Origin of the sequence: Mesorhizobium sp., from assembly GCF_004963255.1 — a bacterium.
GTDB lineage: Bacteria > Pseudomonadota > Alphaproteobacteria > Rhizobiales > Rhizobiaceae > Mesorhizobium.
On sequence record NZ_SUGA01000001.1, the window covers coordinates 65,944 to 79,166 of the forward strand.

At 64.7% G+C, this 13,223-nt stretch carries 12 protein-coding genes; 1 reads left to right on the top strand and 11 read right to left on the bottom strand.

Annotated elements, in window-relative coordinates; genetic code table 11:
• Positions 1-164: 164 nt before the first annotated feature.
• The 11 genes from E5X34_RS00300 to E5X34_RS00350 form a co-directional block, all read right to left on the bottom strand.
• On the bottom strand, positions 165-977 hold the full coding sequence (locus E5X34_RS00300; RefSeq protein ID WP_292559545.1) for an enoyl-CoA hydratase family protein: 813 nt from the start codon (positions 975-977) through the stop codon (positions 165-167).
• Positions 974-1,438, bottom strand: a complete 465-nt coding sequence (locus E5X34_RS00305) for a MarR family transcriptional regulator (protein ID WP_127249836.1) — start codon at positions 1,436-1,438, stop codon at positions 974-976. The genes E5X34_RS00300 and E5X34_RS00305 overlap by 4 nt, the downstream gene beginning before the upstream one ends.
• Entirely contained in the window at positions 1,432-2,205 is a 774-nt protein-coding gene (locus tag E5X34_RS00310; protein ID WP_292559547.1) for an SDR family NAD(P)-dependent oxidoreductase, read from the bottom strand. Before E5X34_RS00310 ends, E5X34_RS00305 begins: the two co-directional genes overlap by 7 nt.
• On the bottom strand, positions 2,202-4,496 hold the full coding sequence (locus E5X34_RS00315) for a bifunctional salicylyl-CoA 5-hydroxylase/oxidoreductase (protein WP_292559550.1): 2,295 nt from the start codon (positions 4,494-4,496) through the stop codon (positions 2,202-2,204). Before E5X34_RS00315 ends, E5X34_RS00310 begins: the two co-directional genes overlap by 4 nt.
• Before the next feature lie 196 nt (positions 4,497-4,692).
• A complete protein-coding gene (locus E5X34_RS00320) occupies positions 4,693-5,292 on the bottom strand; it encodes a VOC family protein (RefSeq protein ID WP_292559553.1) in 600 nt (199 codons plus the stop codon).
• 80 nt (positions 5,293-5,372) lie between these two features.
• Entirely contained in the window at positions 5,373-6,197 is an 825-nt protein-coding gene (locus E5X34_RS00325) for an ATP-binding cassette domain-containing protein (protein WP_292559555.1), read from the bottom strand.
• Entirely contained in the window at positions 6,190-7,068 is an 879-nt protein-coding gene (locus E5X34_RS00330) for an ABC transporter ATP-binding protein (RefSeq protein ID WP_292559558.1), read from the bottom strand. The genes E5X34_RS00325 and E5X34_RS00330 overlap by 8 nt, the downstream gene beginning before the upstream one ends.
• On the bottom strand, positions 7,065-7,913 hold the full coding sequence (locus tag E5X34_RS00335) for an ABC transporter permease (protein ID WP_292559561.1): 849 nt from the start codon (positions 7,911-7,913) through the stop codon (positions 7,065-7,067). Before E5X34_RS00335 ends, E5X34_RS00330 begins: the two co-directional genes overlap by 4 nt.
• Positions 7,906-8,913: an ABC transporter permease gene (locus E5X34_RS00340; protein WP_292559564.1), complete on the bottom strand. Its 1,008-nt coding sequence runs from the start codon at positions 8,911-8,913 to the stop codon at positions 7,906-7,908. The genes E5X34_RS00335 and E5X34_RS00340 overlap by 8 nt, the downstream gene beginning before the upstream one ends.
• A gap of 190 nt (positions 8,914-9,103) precedes the next feature.
• Positions 9,104-10,633, bottom strand: coding sequence for an ABC transporter substrate-binding protein (locus E5X34_RS00345; RefSeq protein ID WP_292559566.1), 1,530 nt, complete (start codon positions 10,631-10,633; stop codon positions 9,104-9,106).
• Between the two features lie 91 nt (positions 10,634-10,724).
• A complete protein-coding gene (locus E5X34_RS00350) occupies positions 10,725-12,299 on the bottom strand; it encodes an NAD(P)/FAD-dependent oxidoreductase (protein ID WP_292559569.1) in 1,575 nt (524 codons plus the stop codon).
• Positions 12,300-12,418: 119 nt separating this feature from the next.
• On the opposite strand from E5X34_RS00350, the gene E5X34_RS00355 reads away from it, so the two are divergent.
• Complete coding sequence (locus E5X34_RS00355; RefSeq protein ID WP_292559572.1) at positions 12,419-13,210, top strand: cyclase family protein; 792 nt, start codon at positions 12,419-12,421, stop codon at positions 13,208-13,210.
• Positions 13,211-13,223: the final 13 nt, after the last annotated feature.

Below are 13,223 nucleotides of genomic sequence, written 5' to 3' on the forward strand. Positions count from 1 at the left end.
AGGGGGGAGATCAGACGTCGCCCACGATTTCGCCAATTGCCGGCGTTGCAAGGTTGGAGCCGGCGCCGGAACTGCCAATCTCCCCCCAAGTGGGGGAGATGTCCGGCAGGACAGAGGGGGGCGCTGTCCCGCCAGCGTGTCCGTCTCGAGCGAAGACAACATCCTCAATTCCCCTCGAACACCGGCTTTTCCTTCGCCACGAACGCCTTGTAGGCCCGCTCGAAATCGCCGGTCTGCATGCAGATCGCTTGCGCCTGCGCTTCCGCCTCGATCGCCTGGTCGAGGCCCATCGACCATTCCTGATTGAGCTGCGTCTTGGTGATGCCGTGCGCGAAGGTCGGGCCGGAGACGATGCGCGCCGCCATGTCGAGCGCGTCGGCCTCCAACGCGGCCGCATCTACAAGCCGGTTGTAGAAACCCCAGCGCTCGCCCTCGGTGGCGCTCATCGTGCGGCCGGTGTAGAGCAGCTCGGCGGCGCGGCCCTGGCCGATGATGCGCGGCAGGATCGCGCAGGCGCCCATGTCGCTGCCGGCGAGCCCGACGCGGGTGAACAGGAAGGCCGTCTTTGCTTCCGGGGTGGCGATGCGGATGTCGGAGGCCATGGCGATGATCGCGCCAGCGCCGACAGCCACGCCGTCGACGGCGGAGATGATGGGTTTGCCGCAATTCAGCATCGCCTTGACGAAATCGCCGGTCATGCGCGTGAAGGCCAGCAACTGCTTCATATCCATCTTGACCAGCGGCCCGATGATGTCGTGGACATCGCCGCCCGAGCAGAAATTGCCGCCATTGGGCAGGAACACGACGGCGTCGACATCCTCGGCATAGACCAGGTCGCGAAACGTGTCGCGCAGCTCGGCATAGCTGTCGAAGGTCAGCGGGTTCTTGCGCTCGGGTCGGTCGAGCCGGATTTTCGCGACTTTGCCTTCGACCTCCCAGAGAAAATGCTTCGGCTTGAGCTTTGCCATGGCGTTCATTCGCGTCCCTCCCAATTGCTGCGGAACGATTTCAGCATGCCGGTGAGCCGCTTCGCTTCCTCCTCGCTGACACCGCCGAGCAGCTCGCCGACCCAGCCCTCATGCACGGCCGCGATCCTCGCGAAAGCTTTGCTGCCTTCCTCGGTCAGCCGCACCATCGAGGTGCGGCGGTCGCCGTTGCGGCGCGCGCGCGTCACCAGCCCTTCCGAAACCAGCCGGTCGACGATGCCCGTCACATTGCCGTTCGACACCAGAAGGAAGCGCGACAGGTCGCTCATCAGCATCCCTTCCGGCACGCGATAGAGCGCCGCCATCACGTCGAAGCGCGGCAGCGTGGTGTCGAATTCCTTCTTCAGCCGTTCGCGCAGTTCCGCCTCGATGGTGCGCGAGGCGCGCAGCAGGCGGATCCACAGCCGCAGCCTCTCCTTGCCCGGCCCGGTGGAGGTCGGTCCCGCTACCATGTCTCGCCTCCGGAAATGGAGATTGCCTGTCCGGTGATCGATCCCGCCGCATCGCTGCACAGCCACAGCACCGCGTCTGCGACCTCGTCCGGCTGGATGAAACGCCCCTGCGGGTTCACGGACGACAGGCTCTGCCTTACTTCCTCTGCCGAACGCCCGGTCTTCTCAACGATGCGTCGGACAGATTCCTCCAGCATGTCGGTCTCGACGAAACCGGGGCAGACCGCATTGACGGTAACGCCTGACTTGGCGGTCTCGGCGGCCAAGGCGCGCATGAGCCCGACGACGCCATGCTTGGCAGCGACGTAAGGCGCAACATAGGCGTAGCCTTTCAGCCCGGCGGTCGAGGCAACGAAGACGATACGGCCTGCCTTTCGCGCGAGCATGCCGCCGAGCGCCGGCTTCACCGTCAGGAAGGCGCCGGTGAGATTGACGTCGAGCGTACGCTGCCAGTCGGCCAAAGACGTCTTGTGCGCCGGCGCGCTGCCCGCCATACCGGCATTGGCGACGACGATGTCGAACGGTCCGCGCGCCACCTCGGCCTGCTGATAAAGGGCCCCCATCGACGCCTCATCGGTGACGTCGGCGGCAATGCCGAGGATGTGATCGTCTTCGCGAGCCACTTTGGCAAGCTCCGCCTCGCGCCGCCCGCAGATGGTGACATTCACCCCAGCTTCCGCCAGCGCCAGCGCGATGGCCTTGCCGACGCCGGAGCCGCCGCCGGTGACCAGCGCATGCTTGCCCTCGATTGCCCGCGCGGCGCTCATACTTTCAGCCCCGCGGCTGCTTCGCGCTCGGCCAGCCGGTAGATCTGGTCGCGTCCGGGCAGATAGGGATCCGGCCATTTGACGCCACGGTCGCCGAGCGTCACCGCCGCATGCAGCGTCCAATAGGGGTCTGCCAGATGGGGCCGCGCCAGCGCCACAAGATCGGCGCGGCCTGCCATCAGGATCGAGTTGGCATGGTCCGGCTCGTAGATGTTGCCGACCGCCATGGTCGCCATGCCGACCTCGTTGCGGATGCGGTCGGAGAACGGCGTCTGGAACATGCGGCCATAGACTGGTTTGGCGGCGATGGACGTCTGTCCGGCCGAGACGTCGCAGAGATCGACGCCAGCTTCGCGCAGCAGCTTTGCGATCTCGACGGCGTCCGCCGGTGTCACGCCTTCGATCCCGACCCAGTCATTGGCCGAGATGCGCATCGAGATCGGCTTTTCCGCCGGCCACACCGCGCGCACCGCATGAAAAATCTCCAGCGGATATCGCATGCGGTTTTCCAGCGAGCCGCCATAGTCGTCGGTGCGGCGATTGGTTAGCGGCGTGATGAAGGCCGACAGCAGATAGCCATGCGCGGCATGGATCTCCAGCATGTCGAAGCCGCAACGCCCGGCCATCTGAGCTGAGGCGACAAACTGATCGCGGACCAGATCCATGTCGGCGCGGTCCATCGCCTTCGGCACCTGGTTCTGCGGCGACCACGCCACGGCCGACGGCGCCATCACCGGCCAGTTGCCGGAAGGCAACGGCACGTCGGTTCCTTCCCAGCCGACGCGGGTCGAGCCCTTGGCGCCGGAGTGGCCGATCTGGGCGCAGATCTTGGCCTCCGTTTCGGCATGGACGAAATCGACCAGCCGTTTCCAGGCGACCTCATGTTCGGGCTTGTAGAAGCCGGGGCATCCGGGCGTGATGCGCCCTTCCGGGCTGACGCAGGTCATCTCGATATAGAGCAGGCCCGCGCCGCCCTTGGCGCGCTCGGCATAGTGAGCAAAATGCCAGTCGGTCGGGCAGCCGTCGACCGCCTTGTACTGCGCCATCGGCGAGACGACGATGCGGTTGGCGAGCGCCATGTCGCGCAGCCTGAACGGTGCGAACATCGGCGCGCGGCGCAGCATGTTGCCGCCGGCGCCGGCCTTGCGCTGGAACCACTCCTCGGCGCCCGCCAGCCATTCGGCGTCGCGCAGGCGAAGGTTCTCATGGCTGATGCGCTGCGAGCGGGTGAGCAGCGAATAGTTGAACTGAACTGGATCAAGTCCGAGATATCGTTCGACTTCCTCGAACCATTCGAGCGAGTTGCGCGCCGCCGATTGCAGCTTGAGCACCTCGGTGCGCCGCGCATCCTCATATTTGCGGAAGGCCGCCTCGAGGTTGGGCTCGGTTTCGACATAGTCGGCCAGCGCCACGGCGCTTTCGAGCGCAAGCTTGGTGCCGGAACCGATCGAGAAATGCGCCGATGCCGCAGCATCGCCCATCAGCGCCAGGTTCTTGTAAGACCAGCGCTCGCACAACACGCGGGGGAAATTGATCCAGGCCGAACCCCTGATGTGGTTGGCGTTGGTCATCAGCGGATGGCCGCCGAGGTGCTTCGCAAAAATGCGTTCGCAGGCCGCTATCGATTCCTGCTGTGTCATCTGGCCGAAGCCGAAGGCGCTCCAGGTCTGCTCGCTGCATTCGACGATGAAGGTCGCCGTCTCGCTGTCGAACTGGTAGGCATGCGCCCACACCCAGCCATGCTCCGTCTTCTCGAAGATGAAGGTGAAGGCATCGTCGAATTTCTGCGTCGTGCCGAGCCACACGAACTTGCATTTGCGTGTGTCGATGTCGGGCTTGAAGACATCGGCGAAAGTGGCGCGGGATTTCGAGTTCAACCCATCCGAAGCAACCACCAGGTCGTGCGTTTCCATGAAGGGCCTGGGATCGGAAATCTCGGTCTCGAACTGCAGCTTGATGCCGAGCTCGCGAGCGCGACGCTGCAGGAGGATCAGCAGCCGCTTGCGGCCGATGCCGCAGAAGCCATGGCCGGAAGACACGGTGCGCACGCCGTCATGGATGACCGCGATGTCGTCCCAATAGGCGAAGTGTTTCTTGATCCAGACGGCGCTGACCGGGTCGTTCCTGGTCAGGTTCTCGAGCGTCTCCGCCGACAGCACCACGCCCCAGCCGAACGTGTCGTCCGGGCGGTTGCGTTCATACACCGTCACCTCATGCGCGGCATCGCGCAGCTTCAGCGAGATGGCAAAGTAGAGTCCGGCCGGTCCGCCGCCGAGAACCGCAACCTTCATATCTTGCGATCTCCTCTAGGGCAATTCCAGGAAAAGTGCGTAGCGGTTTTCCGTCCGGAATTGCGTGAACTCTACAAGATGTCCGGAACCGCCGGATGGGACCAGCGGTTCCGACCGTCAGTATTGCGCCCGGGGCCAATTATTTCAAGCTTAAAGTTTTATAATTGAACGATGGTTTGGGCGCGGGCGGTTGAGGTCATTTGCTCGGATCCTTCGGGCTCCACAACACGGTCTCCGCACCCTTCTCATAGGCCATGCCCTGCGGGTAGCTGATGGCTTCCAGCTGCAGGCCCCAGGGCGCCTGGAAATAGAGGATGGTCTGGCCGGCCGCGGGTCCTTCCTTCACTGGCAGCGGTCCCAGCCTCGTCTTCACGCCCTTGGCGTCGAGATAGGCCTTCGCGGCGGCGACGTCGTCGACATAGAAGGCGATGTGGAAACCGCCGATGTCGCTGTTCTTCGGCGTCAAGTCCTTCTGGTCGGGCGCGGTGTATTTGAACAGTTCGATGTTCGAGCCAGTGCCGCAGCGGACCATGGTGATCTCCTGGATCACCGCCTTCGGATCGACGCCGAGCAGGTCCTGCATGAAGGTGCCTTTGTCGTCGGCAAACGGGCCGAACGACATCGCCTTCTTGCAGCCGACGACATCGGTGAAGAAGTCGACCGCCTGCTTCATGTCGGGCACGGTGATGCCGGTATGGTCGTGGCCACGCATGCCGGGGATCGAATCCGCCGATGCCGCTCCCATTGCGCTGAACAAGGAGGCCGCGAGGACCGCTGCCTGGATTGCGTATTTCATGTCACCCTCCGTTGGCGGGCCTGCTTGTCCTTGCGCACGTCCGAGGCCCACTGGTCGGCGTGCGGATATCGAAGCTCAATTCATGCCGGCGCCTTTGGCCGCAGCCAGTCCGCGTCGATCTCCGGCAGCGGAATGGCGGCGAGCAGGTCGCGCGTGTAGGTCTCCTTCGGATTGTCGAACAGCGCGTCCGTGGCGCTGGCCTCGACGATCCTTCCCTCGCGCATGACGATGACCTGCTGGCAGAGCCGCCGGATCACCGACAGGTCGTGGCTGATGAAGCCGACCGTCAGCCCCATCTCGGCCGCCAGCTTTTCCAGCAGCGTCAGGATCTGCGCCTGGGTCGAGACGTCGAGCCCGGAGACGATCTCGTCGGCCAGAACGAATTTCGGCGCCAGCGCGAGCGCCCGCGCGATGCCGACGCGCTGGCGTTGGCCTCCGGACAGTTCGTGGCGGTAGCGGCTGGCAAAATTCTGCGGCAGGCCGACGCGCTGCAGCGCTTCCGCGACGCGCTCCTTCAGCCTGTCGCCAAGTCCGTTCTGCCGAAGCGGTGCGGCGATAATGCTGAAGATCGTATGTCGCGGATTGAGCGACGACATCGGGTCCTGGAAGATCATCTGCAGGTCGCGGCGCAGCGGCCTGAGCTCAGCCTCCGAAAGGTGGCTGATGTCGCGCCCCTCGAAGCTGATCGAGCCGGCGCTCGGCTCGAGCAGCCTGACCAGGGCGCGGCCGAGCGTCGACTTGCCGGAGCCGGACTCGCCGACAATGCCGGTGACCGAGCCCTTGGGCAGGTCGAAGTCGAGCCCTTTCAGGATTTCGGCCAGCGGCGCGCGGCCGATCAGCGGCTTGCGCGTCATGTCGGGCAGCGCCACTTTCAGCCCGCGCACGGAAAACAGCGGCTCAGCCATGGCCGGGCCTCCAATCCTTGTCGGCGGCTGCGATCTCGGCCGTGAGCCCGGCAAGCACGCTTTCGTCCACCGGCTTCAGCGAGGCGTATGGATCGGTGTAGCGCGGCGTCGCAGCGATCAGCGCCCGCGTATAGGGATGCTGCGGAGCGGCGAAGAGCTGGGCGGTCTCTGCCTCCTCCACCACCTTGCCGGCATAGAGCACCGACACTTTCTGACTGATCTTGGCGACGACGCCGAGATCGTGGGTCACGAACAGGATCGCCGTGCCGTGATCGCGCTGCAACTGCGCGATCAGCCGCAGGATCTGCTTCTGCACGGTGACATCGAGCGCCGTCGTCGGCTCGTCGGCGACGATCAGCCTCGGTTCCGCCGCGAAAGCAGCGGCGATCAGCACGCGCTGGCGCATGCCGCCGGACAATTCGTGCGGATAGCTTTTCAGCACGCGCTCCGGATCGCGGATCTGCACCTCGTCGAGCAATTGCCGGATGCGTGTGTCGGCCCGCTCGCCGCGCCAGCCGAGGATGCGCACCAGCCGGTCGGTCATCTGCGGGCCGATGCGGCGCGACGGGTTGAGCGCGGTCAGCGGATCCTGCGGGATCAGCGCCGTGCGCGCACCGATCAGGGTCCGCCGCGCCTTGGCATCGAGCCGGCCGAGATCCTCGCCTTCGATCAGCATGTCGCCCTCGACGATGCGCACGCTTTTCGGCAGCACGCCGAGCACCGCCTTGCCGATCATCGTCTTGCCGGCGCCGCTCTCGCCGACCAGCGCGCGCACCTCGCCCGGCTGGACGCTGAGCGACACCGAACGCAGCACGCGCTGGCCGTTGGGCAGCTCGGCGCTCAGGCCGCGGATGTCGAGACACACGCTCATCGCAGCACCGGATCGAAGCGCGCCTTCAGCGCTTCGCCGAACTGGCTGAAGGAAAGTACGGTGAGGATCAGCGTGATCAGCGGGAACACCAGCACCCACCAGGCCTGGTGGATCGACAGCCGGCCCTCGGCGATGATGCCGCCCCAGGTCGGATCGTCGGTCGAGATCGACAGGTTGACGAAGGACAGGATCGCCTCGACGATGACGGCGATGCCCATCTCCAGTGACAGCAGCGCCACCACCGACGGCAGCACATTGGGCAGCACCTCGCGCAGCATGATGCCGATGCGGCCATAGCCGGCGATGCGCGCGCTTTCGACATAATCCATACGCGCCTGGCTCATCGCCTCGGCGCGGATCACCCGGCAAAAGCGCGTCCAGTCGATGATGGCGATGGCAAGGATGACGGAGCTCAAGCCGGTGCCCAGCACCGCCACCAGCAGGATCGCGAACAGCACCGGCGGGAACGCCATCCAGACATCGACGACGCGCGAGATGATGCGGTCGGCCCAGCCGCCGAAATAGCCGGCGATCAGCCCGAGCGCCGAACCGAGAAGGCAGGCGGATGTCGCCGCCGCGAAAGCGACGATGAAGGCGATGCGGCCGCCGAAGATCAGTCGCGACAACAGATCGCGTCCCAGGCTGTCGGTGCCCAGCCAATAGCCGGGCTCGGCGCCGTCCAGCCAGAAGGGCGGCAGGCGCTCCAGCATCAGGTCCTGCGCCAGCGGGTCCTGCGGCGCGATCAGTGGCGCGAAGATCGTCGCAAGCAGCGCCAGCACAAGCCAACCGCCGGCCAGCCACAGCCGCGGGCTCAAACCGCGCCGGGCAACGCGTGCGTCATCCATGCCGCAGCCTCGGATTGAGCAGCGCATACATCATGTCGACGGCAAGGTTGATCAGCACGAAGAGCAGCGCGAACACCAGCACGATGCCCTGGATCAGCGGCAGGTCTCGGTTGATGACGGCGTCGATCGCCATGTTGCCGAGGCCTTCATAGGAAAACAGCCGCTCGACGATGACGGTGCCGCCGATGAGGAAGGTGAATTGCACGCCGACCAGCGTCAGTGTCGGCAGGGCCGCGTTCTTCAGCGCCTCGCGCAGGATCACCTGTGTCTCGGAAAAGCCTTTGACACGCGCCAGCACGACATAGTCGAGGTCGAGCACTTCCTTCAGCGACTGTTTGAGCAACTGCGCGATGATCGCCGCCAGCGGCAGCGCCAAGGCCACGGCCGGCATCAGGATGTGTTTCAGCAGGTCCCAGGTGAGGTCGAAGCGCAGCCTGAGAATGCTCTCGACCAGATAGAACTGCGTGACGAAAGGCAGATCGAGCTGCGGCGACACCCGGCCGGAAATGTCGAACACCGGCACCAGCACGCCAAACAAAAGGATCAGCACTAGACCCCACAGGAAGTCGGGGATGGAGAGCGTCGCGCCGCTCACGACGTCGATGCCGGCCTCGATTGCCGTGCCGCGCGAGCGCGCGCCGAGGATCGCCGCGGTGGCGCCGAGCACGATCGCCATTAGCAGCGCCACGGTCGCCAGCTCCAGCGTCGCCGGCAGCCGGTCGAAGACAAGACCGAGCACGTCCTGGCGCAGCGAGATCGAGGTGCCGAAATCGCCATGCAGCACGCCGCCGAGCCAGATGAAGAATTGCTGCACGATTGACTTGTCGAGCCCGTAGAGCGCGCGCAGCCGGGCGATGTCGTCGTCGCTGGCGCCGGGCGGCAGCATCATGGCGATCGGGTCGCCGGGCGCGACGCGGATGACGACGAAAACGACGATGGCGACGCCAAAAAGCGTCACGAGCATCGTCAACAGACGAACGAGGAATCTCTGCAGCAGCATGCGTGCGTAATCACTCTGAACGGACTCCCCCTCATCCTGCCGCTTCGCGGCCACCTTCTCCCCAGTGGGGAGAAGAGGCTGGCTCAGCCGTCGGCGACCTCTTCTCCCTTGGGGGAGAAGGTGGCCCGAAGGGCCGGATGAGGGGGCTGCGTCGTTGAAAGAGGCACGCTACCGCGCCTCCTCATTTCGATCAGGCGGCCGGGGTCATCAGCGCCGGCAGCAGCGCGCCGGACACGTGCTGCACGACATTGACCTTCTTCGAATGCACGATCGGCTGCGCATACTGCATCAGCGGCAGCACATAGGCCTGCTCGGCGATGTATTTGTCGACCGCCTTCCAGCCGGCGATGCGCTTGGCCTCGTCCTTCTCGCCCCAGAGCGGGTTGATCATGTCGATCAGGTCCTTGCTGTCCCACACCGAATGAGGGCTTGGGCCGTACATGGCGAAGCCGGTCGAGGTGGTCGGGTCGCCGATGGAATTGCCCCAATTGTAGAAGGCGGCCGGCGCCAACTTGTCGGCGGCGCGCAGCTCGTAATGCTTGGCGATCTCGTAGACCTCGATCTTGGCCTCGATGCCGACCTTGCGCCACATGCCGACGATCGCTTGGATCATCTCATAGTCCTTGGGCTTGAAGCCCTTGGTGGTCTGGATGGTGAACTTGACAGGTTTCTTGGGCGAATAGCCGGAAGCGGCTAGCAATTCCTTGGCTTTCTCCGGGTTGTGCTCGACCTTGATCGAGGGATCGAAGGCCGTGTATTCCGGCGTCTCCAGCGTCGCGATCGGCTGGCCGTAGCCGCGCAGCAGGCGCTTGACCAGGAGCTCCTTGTCGACCGCCATCACGGCCGCCTGGCGGACGTTCTTGTCCAGCATCGCCTCGATGTCGTTGAAGAAGATCATGCCGATGTCGGAGACGTTCTTGATCGAGCCGGCAAGCCCGTCCTTGGCGATCAGCCGGTCATATTCCTCATAGGGGATTTCAAGCGTCACCTGCGAGGAGCCGGACTCGATTTCGGCAACGCGGCTCGCCGCGTCGGTGACGAACTTGATCGTCACATTCCCGAAGGCGGGTTTCGTGCCCCAATAATGCGGATTGGCCTTCAGCCGCAGGAAGGCGTTGCGCTCGAACTTGTCGACCATATATGGCCCGGTGCCGATCGGGGCCTTCTCGAAGCCTTCGGCCCCGACCTTCTCGTAATAGGCTTTCGGCAGGATGTAGCCAGTCAGGAACGACATCCACTTGAAATAGACCGGATCGAACTGCACGACGTCGCCGGTGATCTTGTTGCCATCGATCTTGAAATTGTTGACGTTCTTCCAGACGAACTGGATCGGGTTGCCGGTTTTCTCATCGCCAGCCCGGGTTAGCGACCACACGACGTCTTCCGGTGTGAAGGACGAGCCGTCATGCCACTTGACGCCTTCGCGCACCGTCATCGTCACCTTGGTGCGGTCGTCGTTCCAGCCCCATTCGGTGAGCAGTCCGGGCGTGAAGGAAAGGTCCGGTTTCTGGCCTATGATCTGGTCGAACACCGACTGGTAGAGGCCCTGAATAGTCGGGTTGACAGCCGAGGGCCCGGTGGTCGGATCCCAGGAGGGCAGGTTCACGTTGTAGGCGATGGTGAGCTCGTCGGCTGCCTTGGCCGTCCTCGGCAGGCCAAGCGTCGCCGCGCCGATCGCGGCGGCGCCATATCCAAGCAAGTCGCGTCTGTTGATGGTCATGGTCGTTCCCCTTGTTGGTTGTCATTGTACGCGCGGCGTTTTCATTCGGTGGTGGGCAACCGCGCCTTGTCCATCCCGGAATTTCTTCAGCTCAACTCCCTCCCAGCTGTTGGGCGAGCATGAAGCCGGAGCCCGCGCCCGTGCCGGCGCCCGGCCATGTCGCCGCGCCGGTGAGGTAGAGGTTCGAGACCGGCGTGTTCCAGCGTGCGAAGGACCGCGCCGGGCGGAAGACGAAATTCTGCGACAGATGGTGGCTGCCGCAGATCTGGTCGCCGCCGACGAGGTTCGGGTTTTCGCGCTCGAGGTCGAGCGGCGAGAAGACCGCGCGGCCAAGCACCTTGCGGCGCAATCCCGGCGCGTAGCTCTCCACGATGTCGAGCACCCGCTCGGCATAGGCGTCCCTGACCGTATCCCACTGCGCCGGCGCGATCTTGCCTGCGGCATCGCCGAGGATCTCGGCCGGCAGCATGCGCACCTGCACCCACAGCACATGCTTGCCCTGCGGCGCGCGCGACGGGTCGACGGCCGTCGGCTGGCCGACCACGAGCACGGGCTGATCGGGCAGTTGGCCGGCGATCGCCTGCTGGTAGGTGCGCGACATGGCGTCGAGCGATGGCGCCAGATGCACATAGGCGAACTGGCGAAGCTCGGCGCTTGCGCTCCAGTCCGGCAAGTCGTCCATCGCCAGATGGATCATCATCGTGCCCGGCGCATGCCGGAATTTCCGCATCGCCGCGTCGAAGCCGGCGTCGCCCGAGCCATTGGGCAGCAGCGTGCCCGTCAGTGCTTTCGGCGCGACGCCGGCGATCACTGCCTTGGTCGCGACATGCGTTTCGCCGGATGCCAGCCGCACGCCGGTCGCCTTGCCGCCGGAAACCGTGATCTCGGCGACATCCGCGCCGGTCGTGATCCGGCCGCCGGCCGCCGTCACCATGCCGGCCAGCGCGCGGATGATCGTATCGGCGCCGCCTTTGCCCAGCACCATGCCGAAACTCTGGTTTGCCATCGATTCCAAATAGGGGAATACGGCACCGCCGGCGATGTCGGGCGCGAAGTCGAGATGCATGCCCCAGGCGGCGAGCGTCGTGCGCACATGCGGCGTCTCGAAATTCTCCTCAAGCCACGCACGCGGCGAGGAGAGCAGCAATCGAGCCGTATCCAGCGCGCCGGCAAGACCCTTCTTGCGCCAGAGATTCCAGCCCGTGCCGGCAAGCGCCTTCGCGCTCATCGGCGATCCGAGCAGCCGGAACAGATGCTCGGCTTCGCCCGGAAAGGCGCCCACCAGCCTGCGCCATGTGGCCGCGTCCGCCGCGGAGAAGGCGGCCAGCCGCGATGCGGTCTTTTCCAGGTCGTTGCTGACGCCGAACCATTTCCCGTCGGGGAAGGCGCTGGCGAAACAGTCGGCCACGGGCGCGAACTCCAGCCCGTGGCTTTTCAATTCATTTGCATATTTTCGATGAAAGGCGGAACCTGCAAAGAGGCTCAAATTCATCGCGCCGAAATCGTGCCGGAAGCCGGGAAGCGTGTATTCGCCGGTTTGCACAGCGCCGCCGACCGTCTGGCTGCGCTCGAAAACCGCTATTTTCCAGCCTTTGAGCGCCAGATGCGCGGCGCATGCCAGACTGTTGTGGCCCGCCCCGACAAAGATGGCGTCGAACTCGCTCACGCCCCGCCCCAAAATGCTTTATGCTTAAAGATAATTGCAGATGCATATGTTTTCGTCTAGTAGGTATATTAAGGGCCGCAACGAGCCTTGATCATCAGAGAGAAGAGGGAACAAAGACCATGGACACGCAGAAACTCCTCGGCGAGGTCGCCGGCCAGCTGCTCTCGGGCGCCATCAAGGTGGTCGACCTGACGGCGCCACTCGGGCCGAACACGCCGCTGATCAAGCTGCCGCCGGAGCTCGCCGTCGACACGCCGAAGGTCGAGATCCATGAGATTTCCAAATACGACAAGAACGGTCCGTGGTGGGCCTGGAACTGGTTGAAGCTCGGCGAGCATTCGGGCACGCATTTCGACGCGCCGCAGCACTGGATCACCGGCAAGGATTATCCGGACGGCGCCACAGACACCATTCCGGCGCAGAATTTCATCGGCCCGGTCAACGTCATCGACTGCTCAGTGGAAGCGGCTGAAGACCACGATTTCCTGCTCACCGTCGACCACATCAAGGCCTGGGAGGCCAAGCATGGCGCCATCAATCCCGGCGAGTGGGTGGTGATGCGCACCGACTGGTACAAGCGCAACGGCTCGGAAGCCGAGTTCCTCAATGCCAACGAAACCGGCCCGCACACGCCCGGCCCGACGGCGGAAGCCATCCAGTTCCTGATAGCCAAGGATATCAAGGGCTGGGGATCGGAGACGATCGGCACGGATGCCGGCAAGGCCGGCGGCATGGAGCCGCCATTCCCGGCCCACACGCTGATGCACAAGGCCAATCGCTACGGCCTCGCCAGCCTCTGCAACCTCGACCAGCTGCCGCCGAAGGGCGCGATCCTGATCGCCGCCCCGCTCAAGATCGAGCGCGGCACCGGCAGCCCGATCCGCGCGCTGGCGCTGGTGCCGCGGGGTTAAAGCCAAGGCCACG